Source organism: Ideonella sp. B508-1, from assembly GCF_000333615.1.
GTDB lineage: Bacteria > Pseudomonadota > Gammaproteobacteria > Burkholderiales > Burkholderiaceae_C > Ideonella.
Genome location: NZ_BADL01000151.1, coordinates 1 through 22,161, shown reverse-complemented (window position 1 = coordinate 22,161; position 22,161 = coordinate 1). Strand labels below are relative to the sequence as shown.

Annotated in this window: 16 protein-coding genes and 2 pseudogenes; 4 read left to right on the top strand and 14 right to left on the bottom strand. The window is 70.0% G+C overall.

The window, feature by feature from the left end:
- Position 1: 1 nt before the first annotated feature.
- On the bottom strand, positions 2-937 hold the full coding sequence (locus tag I73_RS06920; protein ID WP_022979944.1) for a TPM domain-containing protein: 936 nt from the start codon (positions 935-937) through the stop codon (positions 2-4).
- Positions 938-944: 7 nt separating this feature from the next.
- Positions 945-1,562 (bottom strand): LemA family protein, encoded by a 618-nt coding sequence (locus I73_RS06915; RefSeq protein WP_022979943.1) that lies wholly within the window; start codon positions 1,560-1,562, stop codon positions 945-947.
- A gap of 109 nt (positions 1,563-1,671) precedes the next feature.
- Between I73_RS06915 and hemE the strand changes: the two genes are divergently transcribed.
- Positions 1,672-2,766 carry a uroporphyrinogen decarboxylase gene (gene hemE / locus I73_RS06910; RefSeq protein ID WP_022979942.1) on the top strand — a complete coding sequence of 365 codons (1,095 nt, stop codon included), beginning with the start codon at positions 1,672-1,674 and terminating at the stop codon, positions 2,764-2,766.
- 394 nt (positions 2,767-3,160) lie between these two features.
- Positions 3,161-5,320 carry a primosomal protein N' gene (priA, locus tag I73_RS06905; protein WP_022979941.1) on the top strand — a complete coding sequence of 720 codons (2,160 nt, stop codon included), beginning with the start codon at positions 3,161-3,163 and terminating at the stop codon, positions 5,318-5,320.
- Positions 5,321-5,359: 39 nt separating this feature from the next.
- Here the strand turns inward: priA and I73_RS06900 are convergent, their stop codons facing one another.
- The 6 genes from I73_RS06900 to I73_RS26460 are packed head-to-tail and all read right to left on the bottom strand — an operon-like array spanning position 5,360 to position 10,956.
- Positions 5,360-6,187 carry a phosphodiesterase gene (locus I73_RS06900; RefSeq protein WP_026096409.1) on the bottom strand — a complete coding sequence of 276 codons (828 nt, stop codon included), beginning with the start codon at positions 6,185-6,187 and terminating at the stop codon, positions 5,360-5,362.
- 37 nt (positions 6,188-6,224) lie between these two features.
- Positions 6,225-7,292, bottom strand: a complete 1,068-nt coding sequence (locus I73_RS26465) for an ABC transporter ATP-binding protein (RefSeq protein WP_022979939.1) — start codon at positions 7,290-7,292, stop codon at positions 6,225-6,227.
- Positions 7,279-8,100 (bottom strand): ABC transporter permease, encoded by an 822-nt coding sequence (locus I73_RS06890; protein ID WP_022979938.1) that lies wholly within the window; start codon positions 8,098-8,100, stop codon positions 7,279-7,281. Before I73_RS06890 ends, I73_RS26465 begins: the two co-directional genes overlap by 14 nt.
- Positions 8,097-8,912 (bottom strand): iron ABC transporter permease, encoded by an 816-nt coding sequence (locus I73_RS06885; protein WP_022979937.1) that lies wholly within the window; start codon positions 8,910-8,912, stop codon positions 8,097-8,099. Before I73_RS06885 ends, I73_RS06890 begins: the two co-directional genes overlap by 4 nt.
- A complete protein-coding gene (locus I73_RS06880; protein ID WP_234409437.1) occupies positions 8,909-9,871 on the bottom strand; it encodes an ABC transporter substrate-binding protein in 963 nt (320 codons plus the stop codon). Before I73_RS06880 ends, I73_RS06885 begins: the two co-directional genes overlap by 4 nt.
- A 47-nt stretch (positions 9,872-9,918) precedes the next feature.
- Positions 9,919-10,956: a LacI family DNA-binding transcriptional regulator gene (locus tag I73_RS26460; RefSeq protein WP_022979935.1), complete on the bottom strand. Its 1,038-nt coding sequence runs from the start codon at positions 10,954-10,956 to the stop codon at positions 9,919-9,921.
- Positions 10,957-11,104: 148 nt separating this feature from the next.
- On the opposite strand from I73_RS26460, the gene I73_RS06870 reads away from it, so the two are divergent.
- Positions 11,105-13,171 carry an ATP-dependent helicase gene (locus tag I73_RS06870; RefSeq protein ID WP_022979934.1) on the top strand — a complete coding sequence of 689 codons (2,067 nt, stop codon included), beginning with the start codon at positions 11,105-11,107 and terminating at the stop codon, positions 13,169-13,171.
- A gap of 6 nt (positions 13,172-13,177) precedes the next feature.
- On the opposite strand, the gene I73_RS06865 is transcribed toward I73_RS06870, so the two are convergent.
- The 3 genes from I73_RS06865 to gshB form a co-directional block, all read right to left on the bottom strand.
- On the bottom strand, positions 13,178-13,669 hold the full coding sequence (locus I73_RS06865; RefSeq protein WP_022979933.1) for a GNAT family N-acetyltransferase: 492 nt from the start codon (positions 13,667-13,669) through the stop codon (positions 13,178-13,180).
- A 70-nt stretch (positions 13,670-13,739) separates the two neighbouring features.
- Positions 13,740-15,638, bottom strand: a complete 1,899-nt coding sequence (locus I73_RS06860; RefSeq protein WP_022979932.1) for an ATP-binding cassette domain-containing protein — start codon at positions 15,636-15,638, stop codon at positions 13,740-13,742.
- Between the two features lie 46 nt (positions 15,639-15,684).
- Positions 15,685-16,647 carry a glutathione synthase gene (gene gshB / locus I73_RS06855; protein WP_022979931.1) on the bottom strand — a complete coding sequence of 321 codons (963 nt, stop codon included), beginning with the start codon at positions 16,645-16,647 and terminating at the stop codon, positions 15,685-15,687.
- Between the two features lie 165 nt (positions 16,648-16,812).
- Between gshB and I73_RS34680 the strand changes: the two are divergent.
- Positions 16,813-17,379: pseudogene (locus tag I73_RS34680) on the top strand (glycine zipper 2TM domain-containing protein); the annotation flags it as partial.
- Between the two features lie 228 nt (positions 17,380-17,607).
- On the opposite strand, the pseudogene I73_RS26450 reads toward I73_RS34680, so the two are convergent.
- From I73_RS26450 to gshA, 3 genes and pseudogenes are all read right to left on the bottom strand, one after another.
- Positions 17,608-18,770, bottom strand: a pseudogene (locus I73_RS26450) (benzoate/H(+) symporter BenE family transporter).
- Positions 18,771-18,793: 23 nt separating this feature from the next.
- A complete protein-coding gene (locus tag I73_RS06840) occupies positions 18,794-20,680 on the bottom strand; it encodes a potassium transporter Kup (protein ID WP_022979928.1) in 1,887 nt (628 codons plus the stop codon).
- 333 nt (positions 20,681-21,013) lie between these two features.
- Positions 21,014-22,161: glutamate--cysteine ligase (gene gshA / locus I73_RS06835; protein ID WP_022979927.1), on the bottom strand; the 1,148-nt coding region annotated here is incomplete at its 5' end.

Genomic DNA, 22,161 nt, shown 5'->3' with positions numbered 1-22,161 from the left:
CTCACCACCGCCCCGAGGCGCCGCCGCCGCCGAAGTCACCCCCGCCGCCGGAGGAAAACCCACCGCCGCCTCCGCCACCGCCCCAGGAGCCACCCCCGCCACCGCCGCCCCAGATGATGGGCGGGCCGCCGGAGCCGCCGCCGCGTCCGCCGCTGCCCATCACGCCCACCAGGATCCAGGCCACGACGCCCGCGCCCAGGCCCAGCAGCCAGCTGGCGGCCAGCCAGCCGGCCAGCGTGCCGGCACCCAGGCCGGTCAGCAGGGCACCGGCGCGGCGGCCCAGGATGCCCGACAGGATGGAGCCGAGGATGGGCACACCGACGAAGAAGAACAGGCCCAGGCCCTGCCAGTCGTTTCCGGTGTTCCGGGCGGGACGCGCCGCCGGGGCGGGCAGGGCCTCGCCGCGGATCCGCGCGGCGAGCTGATCGACCGCGGCATTGAGGCCCCCGGCGTAGTCGCCCTGGCGGAAGGCCGGCACCAGGCTGCCCTGGATGATCTGGCTGGCGGCCAGGTCGGGGATCGCCCCTTCCAAGGTCTTGGCCACTTCAATGCGCACCGTGCGATCCTGCTTGGCCACCAGCAGCAGCACACCGTCGCCTACGTCCTTGCGGCCGATCTTCCACTGATCGGCCACACGCCAGCCATAGGCCGCGATGTCCTCCGGCGCCGTGGTGGGCACGATCAGCACCACCACCTGGCTGCCCGTGGATTGCTCCAGCGCCGCCAGTTTGCCTTCCAGGGCCTGTGTCTGAGGGGCGCTCAGGGTCCCGGTCTGGTCCATCACCCGGGCGGTGAGCGCCGGGATGGGCAGGCCGGTGGATTGGGCCCGGGCCGGAGTCCAGCCCCAGCCCAGGGTCGCCAGCAGCATCACCGCGGCCAGCCACAGCCCGCGCAGCCAGGGCCGGGCAGGGCGCCGCGGGGCAGAGGCCGCGTGCATGCCAGGCTCAGCGCGAGGCCGCCGGGGCCGCGCCGAAGTCCACCTTCGGCGGCTCGGCCAGCGCTTTCTCGTTCTCCACCGTGAAGTTGGGCTTCACTTCGTAGTGGAACATCATGGCCGTCAGGTTGGTGGGGAAGCTGCGCGCCAGCGTGTTGTAGTCGGCCACCGTCTTGATGTAGCGGTTACGCGCGACGGTGATGCGGTTCTCGGTGCCCTCCAGCTGCACTCGCAGGTCCTGGAAGCCCTGGTTGGCTTTCAGGTTGGGGTAGTTCTCGCTGACCACCAGCAGGCGGCTCAGCGCGCTGCTGAGTTCACCCTGGGCGGCCTGGAATTTCTGGAAGGCCTGCGGGTCGTTGATCAGCTCGGGCGTGGCCTGGATGGAGGTGGCCTTGGCGCGGGCCTCCACCACCTTGGTCAGGGTCTCCTGCTCGAAGTTGGCCTCGCCCTTGACGGTGGCCACCAGGTTGGGCACCAGATCGGCCCGGCGCTGGTACTGGTTCAGTACCTCGGACCAGTTGGCCTTGACGGCCTCGTCCTGGCGCTGAAATTCGTTGTAGCCGCAGCCCGACAGGCTCAGGCTGGCGGCCAGCAGCAGGGCGGCGGCTCCAAGACGGCGGGTGTTCATCGCAGCGTTTCTCCTCGTGTTCGGGCATGCCCATGATGACGGGCAAACGTTTCAGAAAATGGGGGCGGCGCGCGGCGCTTCAAGCGGGGGCGCCGGGGATAATCGCGCCATGTTCGCACCGCTGCACAACGACACCTTCCTGCGCGCCTGCCTGCGCCAGCCCACGACCCACACGCCCGTCTGGCTGATGCGTCAGGCCGGCCGCTACCTGCCGGAATACTGCGCCACCCGCGCCAAGGCCGGCAGTTTCATGGGCCTGGCCACGAACGTGGACTATGCCACCGAGGTGACCCTGCAGCCGCTGGAGCGCTATCCGCTGGACGCCGCCATCCTGTTCTCGGACATCCTGACCGTGCCCGACGCCATGGGTCTGGGCCTGTCCTTCCAGCAGGGCGAAGGCCCGCGCTTTGCCCAGGTGGTGCGCGACGAAGCCGCGGTGAACGCCCTGGCCGTGCCGGACATGGACAAGCTGCGCTACGTCTTCGACGCCGTCACCTCCATCCGCAAGGCCCTGAACGGCCGCGTGCCGCTGATCGGTTTCTCCGGCAGCCCCTGGACGCTGGCCTGCTACATGGTCGAGGGCGGTGGCTCGGACGACTACCGCCAGGTCAAGACCCTGCTCTACAGCCGCCCCGACCTGATGCACCGCATCCTCCAGGTCAATGCCGACGCGGTGGCGCTCTACCTGAACACCCAGATCGAGGCCGGTGCCCAGGCGGTGATGGTCTTCGACAGCTGGGGCGGCGTGCTGGCCGATGGCGACTTCCAGGACTTCTCGCTGGCCTACACCCGGCGCGTGGTGCAGCAGCTGCGGCGCGAGAAGGACGGCCAGCGCATCCCGGTCATCGTCTTCACCAAGGGCGGTGGCCTGTGGCTGGAGCAGATCGCTGACACCGGGGCCGATGTGGTCGGCCTGGACTGGACGGTCAACCTGGGCCGGGCCCGTGCAGCCGTGGGCGAGCGCGTCGCCCTGCAGGGCAATCTGGATCCGACCATCCTGTTCGCGCCGCCTGCGGCCGTGCAGGCCCAGGCCAGGCGGCTGTTGGACAGCTTCGGCCGCCCGCAGCGGGCCGACGGTGGCTGGGACGGCCACATCTTCAACCTGGGGCATGGCATCAGCCAGTTCACCCCGCCCGAGCATGTGGCCGCGCTGGTCGAGGCGGTCCACGCCCACTCGCGCACCTTGCGGGCGCCTGCCGCCTGAAAACGGTGCCTCGCGGCGCTTGCGTCAGGACAAACCCGCGTGAGATTGCGCCCCAAGTTGGTGGGGTGAGTGCTTGCTCAGTGCTTGACTTATCCCCATCTCCGGCGCAGCGAACATCTTGCTGCGCTGCGGAGCCCCTGCGCCGTGAAATTCTCAGGCGATGTGTTGCAAGTGCCTGTTTTGAAACAGCTTTCTGGGCAGGTCTCCCTCCGTCGAAGGATGGGGATATCCCGAGTGCCCGTCGCCGCGGCAGCGTGGCAAACGCGGGTTTCTCACAAAGTTATCCACAGAAATGTGGGCAAGTGGAAAAGCGCTTTTCAATCATGAACTTGGCGCCGGTTTCTCATCAAAAGTCCCACCGGCTGACGCGCCGCGGCAAGAAAGGCTTGGGCTGATGCGCCTGGGCGTGGCGGTCGATGCCCCGCAGTACGCCGCCTTGGGCGACGTGCTGCACTACCTGTCGGCGCAGGCCGTGCCGCCGGGCAGCCTGCTGCGCGTGCCGCTGGGCCGGCGCGACACCCTGGGCCTGGTCTGGGAACAGGTGCCCGAGGACGTCCCCCAGGACCCGGGCGTGACCTTGCGCCCGGTGGGCGAGGCGCTGGCCTGCCTGCCGCCGCTGGGCGAGCCCTGGCTGCGCTTGGTCGAGTTCACCGCCCGCTACTACCAGCGCGCCATCGGCGAGGTGGCGCTGTCGGTGCTGCCGCCCGAGCTGCGCAAGCTCGACGACACCGCCCTGGCCAAGCGCCTGGCCCGCCTGCGCCGCCAATGGGGCCTGCCGGCGCCCGAGGGCGAGGCGGCGCCCAAGAAGCGTCGCCGGGCCGCCGCGGCCGAGGAAGCGCTGCCCCCGGCGCCGCCGTCCGAGCCCGAACGTCCGCCGCTGATGCCGGACCAGGCTGCGGTGCTGGAGGCCATTGCCGCCCAGTTCGCGGCCGAGACGCCCACCTGCCAGCTGCTGCACGGCGTCACCGGCAGCGGCAAGACCGAGGTCTATCTGCGCGCCGCCGAGGCCGCGCTGGCCGTCGGCAAGCAGGCCCTGGTGCTGGTGCCCGAGATCAACCTCACGCCCCAGCTGGAAGCCCGCTTTGCCGAGCGCTTCCCGGGCCGGCGCCTGGTGTCGCTGCACAGTGGCCTGACGCCGGCGCAGCGCCTCCTGAACTGGCTGGGCGCCCACCTGGGCCATGCCGACCTGGTGCTGGGCACCCGGCTGGCCGTCTTCTGCCCGCTGCCGCGCCTGGGCCTGATCGTGGTCGACGAGGAACACGACCCCAGCTACAAGCAGCAGGATGGGGCCCGCTACTCGGCGCGTGACCTGGCCGTCTACCGCGGCCGGCTGGAAAAGGTGCCCGTGCTGCTGGGCTCGGCCACCCCCTCGCTCGAAAGCTGGCAGCAGGCCCGCACCGGCCGCTACCAGCTGCTGGCCATGCCGCACCGGGTGGGGCAGGGCGAGCTGCCCAAGGTGCGCGTGGTGGACATGGCCCAGCAGCCCAAGCCACCGCAGGGGCGAGAGCCGCCGCCGCTGTGCCCGCCGGTGCTGGCGGCCGTGCAGGAGCGGGTCAACCGCGGTGAGCAGAGCCTGCTGTTCCTGAACCGGCGTGGCTTCGCGCCGGTGCTGCACTGCGCGGCCTGTGGCTGGAAGAGCGGCTGCCCGCACTGCAGCGCCTGGCGCGTCTTCCACAAGGGCGACCGCACGCTGCGCTGCCACCACTGCGGCTTCACCGAACGGGTGCCCACCGCCTGCCCGGACTGCGGCAACCTGGACATCGAACCCATGGGCCGCGGCACCGAGCGCCTGGAGGAGCAGATGGTGGCCCTGCTGGAAGGCGTGCAGCGCCCGGACGGCAGCCCGGCCCGTGTGGCCCGCATCGACGCCGACACCACCCGTCTGAAGGGCAGCCTGGAGCAGCAACTGGCCGCCGTGCATGCCGGCGAGGTGGACGTGCTGGTGGGCACGCAGATGATCACCAAGGGCCACGACTTCCGCAACGTGACCCTGGTGGCCGCGGTCAACCCCGACAGCGCGCTTTACGCGGCGGACTTCCGTGCGCCTGAGCGCCTGTTCTCCTCGCTGATGCAGGCCGCCGGCCGGGCCGGGCGCGACGCCGAGGCCGCTGCGCGCAGCGAGATGTGGATCCAGACCTGGACGCCCGGCCACGCCCTGTTCGCCGCGCTGCGCCAACACGACTACGCCGCCTTCGCCGCCAGCCAACTGGAAGAGCGTGAGATGGCCGGCCTGCCGCCCTTCAGCCACCTGGCCCTGCTGCGGGCCGAGGCCCGCGACCCGGCCGTGGCCGAGGCCTTTCTGCGCGCCGCCCGTGAAACCGCCCGGGCCTGGCTGGCCGAACACGGCGAGCCGCCGGTGATGCTCTACGCCCCGGTGCCACCGCAGATCGCCAAGGTGGCCGGGCTGGAGCGCCGCCAGATGCTGCTGGAGGCCGGCCACCGCGGCGCGCTGCAGCGCCTGCTGGCCGACTGGGTCCCGGGCTTGCATGCCCTGCGCGCGGCCCACCGCGGCCTGGCCCGCTGGGCCATCGACGTGGACCCGCTGTCCATCTGAACACCGCGGCCATGGCGGCGGGTCGGCGGTGCCCGCGGCTCAGTCGATCAGGCCGTGCGCGTCGTGGAAGGGGAAGGGCCCGGCGAACTCGCCCACGGGCATCAGGTGGGTGACCAAGCCGCTGTGGGCGGTCCAGGCATGGACCCTGAAGGCGGGCGGTTCCAGCGCAAAGCAGGAGGCGGCCTGCGGCGCGAGGTCCAGGCAGACCTGGTGGGACGTGCCGGGGCAGGTGGCCGCCAGCGTGCCGCCAAAGCGGCGTTCGATCGCGCGGTGCAGATGCCCGCAGATCACGCGCTCCACCTGGGGGTGGCGGCGCACCAGGGCTTCCAGCGCGGCGGCCCCTTCGCGCAGGCCGATGCGGTCCATGTGGCCGATCAGGGTCTCGAAGGGTGGGTGGTGCAGGGCGATGACCGTCGGCACTTCCGGCGCGTCGGCCAGCGTCTGCTCCAGCCAGGTGAGTTGAGCCGCATCCAGTGCCCCGTGGCTGCAACCGGGCTGGTGGCTGTCCAGGGCGATCAGGCGCAGCGGGCCCAGATCCACGGCGTAGTGCAGCGGGCCGGTCGGGGGCAGGTAGGCATGGTCCGCAAAAGCCGCACGCAGGGCCATGGGCTCATCGTGGTTGCCCGCCAGCAGGTAGACCGGCACCGACAGCGGGGCCAGCAGGCGGCGCAGGTGGGCGTACTCCTCGGGCCGCCCGAAGTCCACCAGGTCCCCGGTGATGACCACGGCGTTGGCCGGCTGCGGCAGGCGCTGGATGGCCGCCACGGTGCGCTGCAGGGCGGCGGCGGTGTCGACCTGACCGTAGGCCAGCTTGCCGGGCTGGCGGATGTGGGGGTCGGAAATCTGGACCAAGATCATCGGTGTCATGCCAGGGGTGGGTGAGGGCGTGTCAGGGGGCATGGCGTCAGTAGGGGGCATCGCTGCGGACGGCCATCCAGGCGCCGTCGGGCACGCTGACGCGCACCCGCTCGCCGGCCCGCACCGGATGGTCCCGGCTCAACTCGGCCATCCAACGCGGGCCGCCGTCGTCGAACTGCAGCACCTGGCGCACCCGGTCGCCCAGGAAGATGCGCCGCAGCACCGTGGCATTGGCCGCTTCGGGGCAGTGGGGCTTCTCGAGCTGGAGGTCTTCCGGGCGCACCATCAGCTGGGCATGCGCGCACAGCGGGAGCGGGCAGGGCTGGGACCGTCCGCCCAGCGACAGCATGCCGGCGACCAGGTCGGCGGGGCTGCGCTCCAGGCGGTTGATGCGTCCCAGGAAGCCGGCCACGAAGTCCTGCCCCGGTTGGCGGTACAGCGCCTCGCCGCTGCCCACCTGCACGATGCGTCCGGCTTCCATGATGGCCAGGCGGTCGGCGATGGCCAGGGCCTCCTGTTGATCGTGGGTGACATGCACGGCCGTGACCCCCAACTGGCGGACCAGTTCGGCCAGCTCGTCGCGCACCGACTCCTTGAGCTGGACATCCAGCGCGGTCAGCGGTTCGTCCAGCAGCAGCACCCGGGGCCGGGTGGCCATGGCGCGGGCCAGGGCCACGCGCTGGCGCTGGCCGCCGGAGAGCTCGTGCGGCAGGCGTTGGGTGAGGCCTTGCAGCCGCACCAGCTCGACCATCTCGCCCACGATGCGCTCGCGCTCGGCGGCGGCCATGCCGCGCACGCGCAGCCCGTAGCCGATGTTGGCGGCCACCGTCATCTGGGGGAACAGCGCGTAGTGCTGGAACACCATGCCCACGCCGCGCTGCTCGGCGGGGCGGTGCGTGACGTCCTCGTCGCCGAAGAGCACGCGCCCCGCCTCAGGGGTCTCGAGCCCCGCGATCAGGCGCAGCAAGGTGGTCTTGCCGCAGCCTGAGGGGCCCAGCAGGGCCATCACCTCGCCGGGCTCGATCTGCAGCGAGGTGGGGTGCAGCGCCTGGTGGGCGCCAAAGCGCTTGGCGACGTCTTGGATCTGGATGCGGGTGCGGTCAGGCAGGATCATGGCGGTGTTGCAGATGGTGGGCGAGGGCCTGCAGGGCCCAGAGCATGGGCAGCGACACCCCGAAGAACAGCAGCGTGTAGGCCGAGCCCACCTCCAGGCGCATGGAGGCATAGCTGTCCGCCAGTCCCACGGGCAGGGTGCGCGTCATGGGCGTGTGCAGCATCCAGGTCAGGTTGAACTCGCCGATGGACAGGGTGAAGACCATGAGGGAGGCCGCGACCATGGCCGGCAGCACGGCGGGCACGAGCACGTGCAGGAAGCGCTGCGTGAAGCTGGCGCCCAGGGTGCGGGCGGCTTCTTCCAGGGCCCGCAGTTCGGGGCGGGCGAAGCTGGCCAGCACCGGGCGCACCATGAAGGGCAGGGTGAACACCGCATGGCCTGCCAGGATGAAGCCCAGGCTCTGGCGGAACTCCGGCCAGCGGCCAAAGCACAGCAGCATGGCCAGCGCGGAGGCCAGGCCCGGCACGGCCACGGGCAGGGTCAGCAGCTCTTCCAGCAGCCTGGCCCCGCGGGACGGCGAGCGGGCCAGGCCATAGGCCGCGGGCACGCCCAGCAGCACGGTGCACAGCACGCAGGCCAGGGCCAGGCCCAGGGAGCGCCAGAGTGTCTGGCTGTACTGGGCCCACACCTCTTCCAGCCAGCGCGTGGTCCAGCCGCCGGCCGGGCCGCTGGCGTAGTCCTGCAGGAAGCCGGCCAGCACGCTCCAGACCATGGGCAGCACGGTGAAGAGCGTGACGGCCAGGGTCAGGGCCATCAGCAGGGGGGAGCGGCGGCGTGGGCCGCTGCGCAGGGGACGGTGAGGGCTCATGCGAGTGCCGCCTTGTCCCCCGGCTGCCTGCAGGCGAACAGCACCAGCCAGGTCATCAGGCCCAAGGCCAGTGAGAGCGAGGCCGCCAGGGGGAAGTTGGCGTAGTTGGTGAACTCGTTGTAGATGCTGATGGGCAGGACCTCGAAGCGGCTGGACAGCGTGAAGGCCGTGCCGAAGGCGCCCATGGCGGTGGCGAAGACGATGGCCCCGCAGGCCACGGCGGTCGGGGTCAGTGCCGGCAGCCAGACGTCGCGCGCCACCTGCCAGGGGCGGGCGCCCAGCATGCGGGCGGCATCTTCCAGTCCGCCGTCCAGGGCCTGGCTGGCCGCCGCGAACTGGCCGATCGTCCGGGGCAGCGAGAAGTACAGATAGGCCAGGAACAGGCCCGTGAGCCCATAGGCGAAGGACCAGCGGCTCCAGCCCAGCCATTGGCTGAGCAGGGCGAAGGCGCCCTGACGGCCTCCCGCCATGATGACGAAGAAGCCCACCACCACGCCGGGAAAGGACATGGGCAGCGTCAGCAGCGAGAGCAGCAGCGCCCGCCCCGGGAACCGGGTGCGGCCCAGGAACAGGCCCACCAGGCTGCCCACCAGCAGGGTGGCCGCCGTGACGGCCAGCGACAGCGCCGTGGTCTGCAGGAGGCTGCTCAGGTAGCGCGGCTGCGTGAGCACGGCCGCATAGGTGGCCCAGCCCTGCTGGGCCGGCAGCACCGCCAGCCAGGCCATGGGCAGCAGCCAGAAGGCGCCGAACACCGCCATGGCCGGGGCCAGGCAGGCGCTGCGCAGCCAGCGCTCACGCGTGCCGGGGCTCATGGCACCTCGCGCAGATAGCGTTCGGAGAAGGCCTTCTGCACAGCCGCCATGCGGCCGTAATCGACGCTCTTGGCGCGGGCGTATTCGCTGGCCGGCAGGAAGTGCGACTGGGCTTCCGGTGACAGTGCGGAGGTGCGCACCGGGCGCAGGAAGGCATGGGCCCAGATCGACTGTCCTTCGTCGGAGAGCACGAAGTCGAGCACCTTGCGGGCCTCGGCCGGGTGCGGGGCGCCCGCGACCAGGCTCATCACATAGGGCACCATCACCGTCCCCTCCTGGGGAATCACGAAGGTCACCTGGGCCTTGTCCTTGTACTTGGCGCGGTAGGCGTTGAAGTCGTAGTCCAGCAGGATGGGGATCTCGCCCGACAGAACGCGCGCGTAGGCGGTCTGCTTGGGCACGATGGGCTCGTTCTTCTGCAGCGCCTTGAAGTAGCGCAGGGCCGGGCCGAAGTCGTCCAGCGTGCCGCCCAGGGCCAGGTTGGCCGCCACGGCGCCGGCATAGCCGACGAAGGCCGAGGCCGGGTCCAGGTAGCCGATCATCCCCTTGTACTCGGGCTTGAGCAGGTCGGCCCAGCTCCGGGGCACCGGCTTGCCTTGCAGGGCTGCGGTATTGACCATGAAGCCCAGGGTTCCGGAGTGGATGGCGAACCAATGCCCCTGGGGGTCCTTCAGGCCGCTGGGAATCTCATTCCAGTGGGCCGGCTGGTAGGGGGCGCTCAGGCCCGTCTTCTGGGCTTCGATGCCGAAGGTCACGCCCAGGTAGGTGACGTCGGCCACCGGATGGGCCTTTTCGGCGGTCAGCTGGGCCAGGGACTGGCCCGAGTTCTTGTTGTCCGGCGGCACGGTGATGCCCGTGCGCTGCTGGATGGCATGCAGCTGCGTGCCCCAGTCCGCCCATTCCGGCGGGCAGTTGTAGCAGATGGCGGTCTGGGCGAAGGCCGTGGAGGCCAGGCACATCGCCGTGCCCGCGACCAGGCGGCGGGCGGCTCGGATCAAAGGGTGGGTCATAGAGGGCTTTCAGCGTGGCAGGGAAAGGGCGTTGAAGGCATGGGGTGAGGCAGGGGGAAGGACTCGCCCGGCCGGACCTGGTGCGGCAGGGTGATGCTGTGGGCGGGCCGGGGCAGCTCGTGGCGAGACAGGGCGTCGATCAGCCACTGGACGCCGCGCAGGCCGATGTCGCGATTGGGTTGCGCCACCGTGGTCAGCGTGGTCACCAACTCCTGCCCCAGGGCGATGCCGTCGAAGCCGATCACCGCCACGTCCTCGGGCACCCGCAGCTGCGCCATGGCCGCGGCGCGCAGCGAGCGGATGGCCAGCAGGTCGTTGGAGCACAGCAGCGCGGTCGGGCGGTCCGCCTTGCCCAGCGGCTGCGTCAGCGCGGAAGGCAGTGCCTCCATGAACGGCACTTCGATCAGCCGCGGTGCCAGACCGAATTCGTGCATGGCCGTGAGGTAGCCCTGGTGGCGCTGCTGCGCGCGGTCGGAGGCATTGCGCTGGCCACTGACCATGGCGATGCGCCGATGCCCGGCGGCGTGTGCCAGCGAGACCAGCTGGCGCATGGCGGTTTCGCCGTCCACGCAGACGCAGGGGTGCTCGGGGTGGCGGTTGTAGGTCAGCACATAGGGCAGGCCCGAGCGCCTCAGGCGCGCCAGCAGGGCCGACTGCTGGGCGTTGGCCACGGTCAGCAGCAGGCCGTCCACGTCGCGTGCGATGAGCTTGACCAGGGCATCGCTTTCTCGGGCTTCCACATAGTCGGTGGCGACGGGGACGATGGAGTAGCCCGCCGAGCTCGCGGCATCGGCCACGCCGGACAGGTACTCGGCGAACACCGGATTGAGCAGGGTGGGCAGCAGCACGCCCAGGCTGCGGGTGCGCCGCGTGCGCAGGGTCTGCGCACTGGCATTGGGGGTGTAGGCCAGGAACTGCGCGGCGGCTTCAATGCGCGCCCGGGTGGCGGGGGCCACGGTCTGGGGGGCATTGAAGGCCCGCGACACGGTGGCGGGCGAGACCCCGGCGCGTTGGGCCACGGCGGCGATCGACATGGTGAGGGGCGTGCGTGAGCAAGAATGAAATCGATTTCATTCATTGGACTTCAGGCACATGGCAGGGATGTGACGGTGGTGCAGGGGGCCGGGAGCCTCGCCTCGACCGGGCTGTCGCTATGATCCCGGCCTTCACTGCGGAACCTCGATGTCCTCCTCCGGCCCCTCCACCCTCAACCCCGCCCAGATGGAGGCGGTGAACTACCTGCGGGGGCCCTGCCTGGTGCTGGCCGGCGCGGGTTCGGGCAAGACGCGGGTGATCACCCACAAGATCGCGCGGCTGCTGCAGGAGGGCCTGCGGCCCAAGCAGATCGCGGCCATCACCTTCACCAACAAGGCCGCGCGCGAAATGCGCGAGCGGGCGCAGTCGCTGGTGGGGCCGCGCGCGGCCAAGGACCTGGCCATCAGCACCTTCCACTCGCTGGGCGTGCGCATGCTGCGCGAGGACGGCACCAAGCTGGGCCTGAAGGAGCAGTTCTCCATCCTGGACGCCGACGACGTGCTGGGTGTGCTGCGCGATGCCGGCAGTTGCACCGACAACAAGATCGCCCGGCAGTGGCAGTGGACGATCAGCCTGTGGAAGAACCAGGGCATCAACAGCAGCACCGCGCCTTCGGTGGCCAAGGACGACAACGAGCTGGTGGCGGCCAAGGTGATGCGGCTCTACGAGGAGCGGCTGGCGGCCTACCAGGCGGTGGACTTCGACGACCTGATCAGCCTGCCGCTCAAGCTGCTGCAGACGAACGACGAGGCGCGAGCCAAGTGGCAGAACCAGTTCGGCCATGTGCTGGTGGACGAGTACCAGGACACCAACGCCGTGCAGTACGAGCTGCTCAAGGCCCTGGTGGACCACCCCGACGAGCGCCAGCGCGGCCTGTTCACCGCCGTGGGCGACGACGACCAGAGCATCTACGGCTGGCGCGGCGCGACCATCGAAAACCTGAAGCGCCTGCCCGAGGAATTCCCCAGCCTGAAGGTCATCCCGCTGGAGCAGAACTACCGCTCCACCAGCGCCATCCTGCGCGCAGCCAACGAGGTGATCGGCCTGAATCCCAAGCTCTTTCCCAAGAAGCTCTGGAGCGACCTGGGCGAGGGCGAGCCGGTGCGGGTGGCCGAGTGCGACGGCGAGGAACACGAGGCCGAGCGGGCCGTCACCCGCATCCAGGCCCTGCGGGCGCAGGACCCGCGCATCAAGTTCGCCGACTTCGCCATCCTCTACCGCGCCAACCACCAGGCCCGCATCTTCGAGCAGAAGCTGCGCATGGCCCAGATCCCCTACAAGGTCTCGGGCGGCCAGAGCTTCTTCGACAAGGCCGAGATCAAGGACCTGTGCGCGTGGCTGCGCCTCCTGGTGAACCAGGACGACGACCCGGCCTTCCTGCGCGCGGTGACCACGCCCAAGCGCGGCATCGGCCACCAGACGCTGGGCGCGCTCGGCGAGTTCTCGGCGCAGTGGAAGATGTCCATGTACGAGGCCCTGTTCGCGCAGAGCCTGTCGGCCAAGCTCTCGGCCAAGGCCATCGGCTCGCTGCACGAGTTCGGCCGCTACGTGAACGACCTGGAATACAAGGCCCGCCACACCGTGGGCGGCGAGGACGCCAAGAAGTTGCTGATCGAGTGGCTCAAGGACATCGACTACGAGAAGCACCTCTTCGAGCACGAGGACAGCGAGAAGGTGGCCCAGGCGCGCTGGAGCAATGTGCTGGACTTCGTGGACTGGGTGGCCAAGCGCTGCGGCGGCCAGATCCTGCAGGAAGGCGGCACCTTCGAGACCGAGAAGAAGAGCGTGCTCGAGGTGGCCCAGAGCATCAGCGTGATCCTGAGCCTGGCCGAGCGCGACGAGGACCAGGACCAGGTGGTGCTGACCACGCTGCACGCCAGCAAGGGCCTGGAATGGCCGCACGTCATCCTGGCCGGCGTCAACGAGGGCCTGCTGCCCTTCAAGGCCGACGAGGAGCAGATGACGCCCGAGCGGCTGCAGGAGGAGCGCCGCCTGATGTACGTGGGCATCACCCGCGCCCAGCGCTCGCTGGTGGTCAGCACGCTGCGCCGGCGCAAGAAGGGGCGCGAGACCATCGCCGGCATCCCCAGCCGCTTCATCGCCGAGATGAAGCTGCACGAGGCCGCCGGCCGCGAGGACCCCAAGGACCGCTTGAAGCGCCTGCGCGCCGAACTGGCGGCCAAGTCCGCCGCCGCGCCACCCCCGGCGGCCTGAGCCGGTTCAGCCCAGCTCGGCCTTCAGGTAGTGGGCGCCGGGCAGGGGGTTGAAGTAGTAGGGCGGGATCTCTTCGAAACCCAGCGAGGCGTAGAGGCCGCGCGCGGCTTCCATGTCGTCCAGCGTGTCCAGCAGCATGGCCGAGTAGCCGGCCTGGGTGGCCTGGTCCATCAGCGCCTGCGCCAGCAGCCGGCCCAGGCCGAAGCGGCGGAAAGCCCGGCGCACGAACAGCCGCTTCATCTCGCAGGCGTTGGCGTAGTCCACGTCGGGCAGCGGGCGGAAGGCGCCGCAGCCGGCCAACTCTCCGTCAACATAGGCCAGCAGCAGCTGGCCATGCGGCGGGGCGTAGTCGCCGGGCAGGCCGGCCAGCTCGGCCTCGAAGTTCTGGAAACACAGGTCCACGCCCAGGGTCTGGGCGTACTCGGTGAAGATGACCCGGACCTGGTCCAGGGCCGCTTCTCCGTCGGGAGGGGTCAGCCGTATCTCGGGGGTGTCCATCGCCGCGGGGCGAAGTGGCGGGACCGACAGTCTAGCGGTTGGGCCGCTGCCCTGCCGAGTCGTCATCGCCTTAGCTGCGCTGGCCCAGGGCTTCCCAGCGTTCGAGCAGGGCCATGAGTTCCTCCTCGATCTGGGCGTGGCGCTGGGTCACCTCGGCCACCCGCTGCGGGGCCCGGGTGTAGAAGCCGCTGTCGGCCAGCAGGGCGCCCAGCTCGGCCTGCTCCATCTCCAGGGCTTCGATCTTGCCGGGCAGTTCGTCGAACTCGCGCTGCTCCTTGTAGCTGAGCTTGCGCTTGGGCTCAGCAGGCGCAGCCACCGGGGCGGCGGCCGGGGCAGGCGCCGGCTCGGCCTTGGCGGTCGCCCTGGCCGCGGCCTTCTGGGCAGCGTCCTGCGCAGCCGCGCTGCGGGCCGACTGGGCCTGCCAGTCGCTGATGCCGCCTTCGTACTCGCGCCACAGGCCGTCGCCTTCGGCCACCAGGGTGCTGGTCACCACGTTGTCGACGAAGCGCCGGTCGTGGCTGACCAGGAAGACGGTGCCGTCGTAGTCCTGCAGCAGCTCCTCGAGCATCTCCAGCGTCTCGATGTCGAGGTCGTTGGTGGGCTCGTCCAGCACCAGCACATTGGCCGGGCGGGCGAACAGCCGGGCCAGCAGCAGGCGGTTGCGCTCGCCGCCCGACAGGCTCTTGACCGGCGAGTGGGCCCGGGCCGGCGAGAACAGGAAGTCGCCCAGGTAGCTCATCACGTGCTTGCGCTGGTTGCCGATCTCGATCCACTCACTGCCGGGGCTGATGGTGTCGGCCAGCGTGGCCTCGGGGTTGAGCACCTCGCGCATCTGGTCGAAGTAGGCCACCTCGACGCGGCTGCCCTGGCGCACCGTGCCGCTGTCGGGTGCCAGCTGGCCCAGGATCAGCTTGAGCAGCGTGGTCTTGCCGGCGCCGTTGGGGCCGATCAGGCCGATCTTGTCGCCGCGCAGCACGGTGGTGGAGAAGTCGCGCACGATGACCTTGTCGCCATAGGCTTTGCTGACCTTGTCCAGCTCCGCGACGATCTTGCCGCTGGCCGCGCCGGTGTCCAGGTCCAGTCGCACCTTGCCCACCACGTCGCGTCGCGCGGCACGGGTTTCGCGCAGCTTCTCCAGCCGGGCGATGCGGGCCACGCTGCGGGTGCGCCGGGCTTCCACGCCCTTGCGGATCCAGACCTCCTCCTGCGCCAGCAGCTTGTCGGCGCGGGCGTTCTGCAGGGCCTCGGCCTCCAGCTCGCGTTGCTTGGCGGCCTCGAAGGCGGCGAAGTTGCCGGGGTAGCTGCGCAGCTGGCCGCGGTCCAGTTCGATGATGCGGGTGGTCACCGCGTCCAGGAAGGCCCGGTCGTGGGTGATCAGCAGCAGCGCGCCGCGGAAGTTGTTCAAGAGGCCGGCCAGCCAGTCGATGGCGTCCAGGTCCAGGTGGTTGGTGGGCTCGTCCAGCAGCAGCACGTCGGGCGTGGCCACCAGGGCGCGGGCCAGGGCCACGCGCTTGCGCCAGCCGCCGGAGAGGGAGTCCACCGGGGCCTGCGGGTCCAGCCCCAGGCGCTGCAGGGCCTCGTCCACCCGCTGTTCCCAGTTCCAGCCGTCCAGGGCCTCCAGCCGGGTCTGCAAGGCGTCCAGGTCCTCGTCCGGCGCGTGGTTCTCGAAGCGCTCGCGCAGGGCCTTGGCCTCGGCCACGCCTTCGCTGACCACCTCGAACACGCTGGCGCCCGGTTGCAGAAAAGGCTCCTGCGGCACATATTCGCGGCGCACGCCGCCCTGCACCTGCAGCAGGCCGTCGTCGGGCTTTTCCAGCCCGGCCAGGATCTTCAGCAGCGAGCTCTTGCCAGCGCCGTTGCGGCCGATCAGGCCGATGCGTTCGCCGTGGTCCAGCGAGAGGTCCGCCCCGTCGAGCAAGGGCACATGGCCGAAGGCGAGGTGGGCTTGGGTGAGGGAGAGCAATGCCATGGGGCGATTGTCTCCCGCGCCGCAGCCACCGGGGCGGCGGCGCGGCTCAGCGGGCGGCTACGGCGGCTTCCAGCGCGTCGACGAAGCAGGCCGCCACGTCGAAGCCAGTCTGGTCGGTGATCTCCTGGAAGCAGGTGGGGCTGGTGACGTTGATTTCGGTGAGGCGGTCGCCGATCACGTCCAGGCCCACCAGCAGCAGGCCGCGGGCGGCCAGCACCGGGCCCAGGGCTTCGGCGATGGCGCGGTCGCTGTCCGACAGGGGCTGGGCCACGCCCTTGCCGCCGGCCGCCAGGTTGCCGCGGATCTCGCTGCCCTGCGGGATGCGGGCCAGGCAGAAGGGCACCGGCCGACCACCGATCACCAGCACCCGCTTGTCGCCCTGCACGATCTCGGGCACGTAGCGCTGCACCATCACCGTCTGCGCGCCGTCGCGGTTGAGCGTCTCGATGATGCTGCCCAGGTTCAGACCGTCCTCGCGCACGCGGAAGATGCCCATGCCGCCCATGCCGTCCAGGGGCTTGAGGATGATGTCGCGGTGCTCGGCGTGGAAGGCGCGGATGGCTGCCGCGTTGCGGGTGACCAGGGTGGGCGAGGTGAACTGGGGGAACTCGAGGATGGCGAGCTTTTCCGGGTGGTCGCGCAGCGCCTGGGGCGAGTTGAAGACCCGCGCGCCCTCGGCCTCGGCCCGGCCCAGCAGGTGGGTGGCGTAGAAGTATTCGCTGTCAAAGGGCGGGTCCTTGCGCATGATGACCGCGTCGAAGGCGGCCAGGGCCTCGGTGGCCTCGCCCGCCACGGTGTACCAGTCCTTCACGCCCGCGCCCGATCGGCCGGTCAGGGTGAGGGCCTGTGTGTGGGCGCTGACTTTGCCGCCGGTGACCCAGGACAGGTCTTCGGGCCCGCAGTGGTGCAGGCTGTGGCCACGCCGGGCGGCCTCGCGCATCATCGCGAAGGTCGAGTCCTTGTGCGTCTTGAAGGTGGACAGGGGGTCGGCAACGAACAGGAGTCTCATGGCGCGGGACGGCAGGCTGAAAACGCCAGTGTGCCCTGAAGCCGTGCGTCGTGCTGGACGCGGGATGTCACGTTTGCTCACGTCTCAAGGGCGGGGCGGTCGGCGGAAACGGGAGGGCCGGCGTTACATCTTCACAGCGACCCGATCCATTTCACAGGACACGTCATGAACGCTCCGCTTGCCTCCTCCTCCAACCCGGTGCCCGGCATGGCGCCGGCCCGTCGCACCTCGCCGGCCCTGCTGGTGGGGGCCGGGCTGGCCGCAGGGGTGTTTGCTGCCGCTGCGGGGGCACTGGTCTGGCAGAAGGTCTCCACCCCCACCGCGCTGCCGCAGCCCGAGCCGGTGGCTTCCGCCGTGATGGCCCTGCCGGCCAGCGCGCCCGCCTCCATGGCGGCCGTGGCTTCGGCGCCGGTGGTGGCCCAGGCGGCTTCGCCAGTGGTGACGCCGGTGCCCGTCCACAAGGCCACCCACAAGCCGGTGAACAAGACGCACGCTCCGGCAGCCGTCACCGAAGCCCCGGCATCGTCCGCCCCCGTCACCACGGCGCAGACGCCCCCTCCCGCCCCGGTCAAGGCCGTGTGCACCAACTGCGGGGTGGTGGAGTCGGTGCAGGAAGAGAAGCACAAGGGCCATGGCACCGGCATGGGCGCGGTGGCTGGCGGCGTCGTCGGCGGGGTGGTGGGCAACCAGTTCGGCAAGAACTCCCGCATCATCGGCGCCATCGGTGGTGCGCTGCTGGGCCACCAGATCGAGCGCGATGTGCGCTCGACGATGGACTACAAGATCTCCGTGCGCATGGAGGACGGCAGCCGCCAGACGGTGACCCAGGCCCAGAGCGTGCCCGTGGGGACCCATGTGACCGTGCAGAAAGGGGGCGTGGGGGTTCAACAAAGGTGCGGCCGACAGTGGCGGCAGCGGATCGTACTGATCCCGCAGGCCGTCCGAGCGTGCGGGGCCGCCTCAAGTGCCGCGCTTGCTGGCCAGCAGGGCCAGGGCACGGGCCAGCACGCCCCAGAGGCCGAGCCGATGCCGGCGATGGACAGACCCGAGAGCGTGACGACATAGGTCAGCAGTGCCGCATCGCGGTGGCGCTCCTGCTGCAGGGCACTGGCCAGGCCGCCACCGATGGTGCCCAGCAAGGCCAGGCCGGCGATGCCGATCACCAGTTCCTTCGGGAAGGCGCCAAGCAGGCCCGCCACGGCCCCGCCGGCCAGACCCACCGCGATGTAGAACACGCCGGCCGCCACCGAGGCGGTGTAGCGCCGGTCGGCCTGCTCGTGGGCCTCGCGGCCCATGCAGATGGCGGCGGTGATGGCCGCCAGGTTGAAGGCGAAGCCGCCGAAGGGCGCCAGCGCCAGCGAGGCCAGACCGGTGGCCCCCACCGTGCGTGAGACCGGTACCTGGTAGCCCGCGGCGCGCTGGGCTGCCACGCCGGGCAGGTTTTGCGAGGCCATGGTCACGACGAAGAGCGGCAGGCCCAGGCCCACCAGGGCGTGCAGGTTGAACTGCGGTGTCACCCAGACCGGCTGTGCCAGGCCCCAGGACACCCCGCCCAGGTGCAGCAGGCCCTGGGCCGCCGCCAGCGCGACGCCGGCCAGCAGCACCCCGGGCACGGCGTAGCGCGGCCACCAGCGGCGTCCGGCCAGGAAGGCCGCGGCCATGCCCACGATGAGCAGCGGCTGGCTGCGGGTGGCCAGGGTGGCGTCCAGTGCGAAGCGGGTCAGCACCCCGGCCAGCAGGGCCGCGGCGATCGCCATCGGGATGCGGTCCATCAGCTTTTCGAACCAGCCGGTGACGCTGACCAGCAGGATCAGCACCGCGCAGACGATGAAGGCGCCCACGGCCTCGGGCAGGGAGATGCCCTGGCTGGCCGCGATCAGCGCCGCGCCAGGGGTGGACCAGGCGGTCAGCACGGGCTGGCGGGTCCACAACGACAGGCCCAGGCTGGTCAGGCCGGTGCCCAGGCCCAGCGCCCAGATCCAGCTGGCCGTCTGCGCGGTGTCGGCGCCCAGGGCCTGGGCGGCCGCGAAGATGATGGCGATGGAGCTGGTGAAGCCGACCAGCACAGCGACAAAGCCGGCCACGACGGCCGACAGCGAGACATCTTTCCAGAACGAAGGCATCGGGCTCGGCGGGCGGAGAACAGTCAGATCTCGACCTTGGCACCCAACTCGACGATGCGGTTGGTGGGCAGGTTCAGGAAGTCGGCCATGTCGGTGGCGTTGCGGTGCATGCTGGCGAACAGCTTCTCGCGCCACATCGCCATGCCCGCGCCGCGGGTGGGCACCACCGTCTCGCGCGAGAGGAAGTAGCTGGTGTCCATGTCGTCCAGCGGCACGCCGCGGTCCTTGAGCAGCTTGATCGCCTCGGGCAGGTCCGGGTCGTTCTTGAAGCCGAAGTTGACGGTCACCTGCCAGCAGTCGTGGCCCAGTGAGTGCAGGGACAGGCGCTTGTCGAAGCCGATCCAGGGCACCTCGTGGTGGCGCACGGTCACGAACAGGTTGTGCTCGTGCAGCACCTTGTTGTGCTTGAGGTTGTGCATCAGCGCGTTGGGCACCAGGTCTTCCTCGGACACCAGGAACACTGCGGTGCCGGGCACCCGGGTGGGTGGGTTGATGAAGACCGCATCCAGGAAGCCCTCGAGCTTGATGGCGTCGTTGCGCACCTGCTCGCGCATGATCTGGCGGCCCTGCTTCCAGGTCAGCATCAGCATGAACATGCCCGAGCCGATGACCAGCGGGAACCAGCCGCCGGCGATCAGCTTGAGCAGGTTGGAGAAGAAGAAGGTGATGTCGATCGTGAAGAAGAAGCCGGTGGCCAGCAGGCACAGGGCCAGCGGGTAGCCCCAGCCGTAGCGGATCACGTAGAAGGTCATCACCGTGGTGATGGTCATGTCCAGCGTCACCGCGATGCCATAGGCCGAGGCCAGGTTGGACGAGGACTTGAACAGGGCCACCGCCAGCACGATGAAGACGTACAGCCCCCAGTTCACGAAGGGCACGTAGATCTGACCGGTGTCCTTGACCGAGGTGTGGCGGATGGTCATGCGCGGCAGGATGCCCAGCTGGATGGCCTGCTTGGTGACCGAGAAGGCGGCCGAGATCAGGGCCTGTGAGGCAATGACCGTGGCGGCGGTGGACAGGAACACCAGCGGCAGCCGGGCCCAGTGCGGGGCCATCAGGAAGAAGGGGTTGTCGATGGCCTCGGGGTTGCCCAGCAGCACCGCGCCCTGGCCGAAGTAATTCACCACCAGGGCCGGCATCACCAGGCCGTACCAGGCGATGCGGATGGGCAGGCGGCCGAAGTGACCCATGTCGGCATACAGCGCCTCGCCGCCGGTCACGCACAGCACCACCGCGCCCAGGGCGATGAAGGCCACCAGCGGCTGCTGCACGAAGAAGCCGATGGCATAGAGCGGGTTCAAGGCCACCAGCACGGCGGGGTTCTCGACGATGTGGGGCAGGCCCAGGGCGATCAGCGCGAAGAACCAGATCAGCGTGATCGGCCCGAAGAACTTGCCGATGCCGCCGGTGCCGAAGCGCTGCACGGCGAACAGGCCGGTCAGCACCACCAGGGTGATGGGGATCACCAGGCTGTGCAGGGCGGGGGCGGCCACCTCCAGGCCCTCGACGGCCGAGAGCACCGACACCGCCGGGGTGATGACGCCGTCGCCGTAGAAGATGGCGGTGCCGAACAGGCCCACCACCATCAGGATGCGGCGCAGCAGCGGGCGGTCCTTCACCGCGGTGGTGGCCAGGGCCAGCATGGCGATCAGGCCACCTTCACCGTTGTTGTCGGCCCGCAGGATGAGCAGCACGTATTTCAGCGAGACGATGATGGTCATCGTCCAGAAGATGAGGCTGAGCACGCCCAGGATGTTCTCGTCCGAGGCCGGCACATGGCCGGCGTGGAACACCTCTTTCAGCGCGTAGAGCGGGCTGGTACCGATGTCTCCGTAGACCACGCCAAGTGCCGCCAGAGTCAGGGTGGCCAGGGCTGCCGGTGTCCGGGGGGCAGGGGTATGAGAACTCAAAGGGGGGCGGCTCGTTGGAGAAACCCTTATTGTGCGCCCGCCCCTGGCCGGTCTGTCCAGCAGAACGGGCCCTGCAGGGCGTGCACGCCACGGCACAATCCGCGCTTGTGCAGGCCTTGTGCAAGCCTTGTGCGGCCTGCCGGCCCAGTGGCGCCGCAAGGCCCCCTCGTGTGTCTGCTCACGGTGGATGGAGAGCTCCGGGGCGAGCCCGTGGTGTGCTGGATCGGCAGGACACGCGCTTCATCCGCTGGGACATTCCAGCGACGTTGCCGCGTTGCGGGCGGAGGGCGTGCGCGTGTTGGCGAGCGAGGTCGCGCCGGCCTCGCCCTGGGCTCACTCGTAGACTTCGGCGTCCGGGTCGGTCGCTTCCAGCTCGTAGGACGCGGCCAGCATGGCCAGTCTGCCGATCACGCCGTACATGTAGAAGCGGTTGGGCGCGCTGGCCCCGGGGCGCATGCCGGGCTTGGGCAGGTGGTGGCTTTCCGAGAAGGCCAGGGGCACGAAGCTGGCGCCCGGGGCGTTGAGGTTCTCGTCGATGCCGCGGTCCGCATGGACCCGGTAGAAGCCGCCCACCACATAGCGATCGATCATGTAGACCACCGGCTCGGCCACGGCCTCGTTGACCCGCTCGTAGGTGGGCACGCCTTCCTGGATGATCAGGTCGGAGACGGTCTGGCCGTCCTTGACCACGCCCATCTTGTTGCGGGTGCGGCGGCTCACATCTTCCAGCTCCTTGGCGTCGCGCACGGTCATGATGCCCATGCCGTAGGTGCCGTTGTCGGCCTTCACGACCACGAAAGGCTTCTCGTTGATGCCGTATTCCTTGTGCTTGCGCCGGATCCTGGTCAGCAGCGCATCGACCTGGGTCTGCACCCGGTCCAGGCCGGTGCCTTCCTGCCAGTCCACCTCGCTCACATGGGTCGACATGGGGTTGATCAGCCAGGGGTCCATGCCCAGCAGCTTGGCGAACTTTTTGGCCACTTCCTCGTAGCTGTCGAAGTGCTGGCTCTTGCGGCGCACCGCCCAGCCGGCATGCAGCGGGGGCAGCAGGTACTGCTCGTGCAGGTTCTTCAGCACTTCGGGGATGCCGGCCGAGAGGTCGTTGTTCAGCAGGATGGTGCAGGGATCGAAGTCCTTCAGGCCCAGGCGGCGCGGGGTGCGCAGCAGCGGCTCCAGCGTCAGCTCGCTGCCATCGGGCAGCTGCAACCGGGTGGGTTCAGTGATGGACTCGTCGAGGGTGCCCAGGCGCACGTTCAGGCCGGCCAGGCCGAAGATCTCGATCAGCCGCTGCACGTTCATCAGGTAGAACATGTTGCGGGTGTGCTTCTCGGGGATCAGCAGCAGGTTCTTGGCCTCGGGGCAGATCTTCTCGATGGCCGCCATCGCTGCCTGCACCGCCAGCGGCAGCATCTCGGGCGTGAGGTTGTTGAAGCCGCCCGGGAAGAGGTTGGTGTCCACCGGTGCGAGCTTGTAGCCGGCAT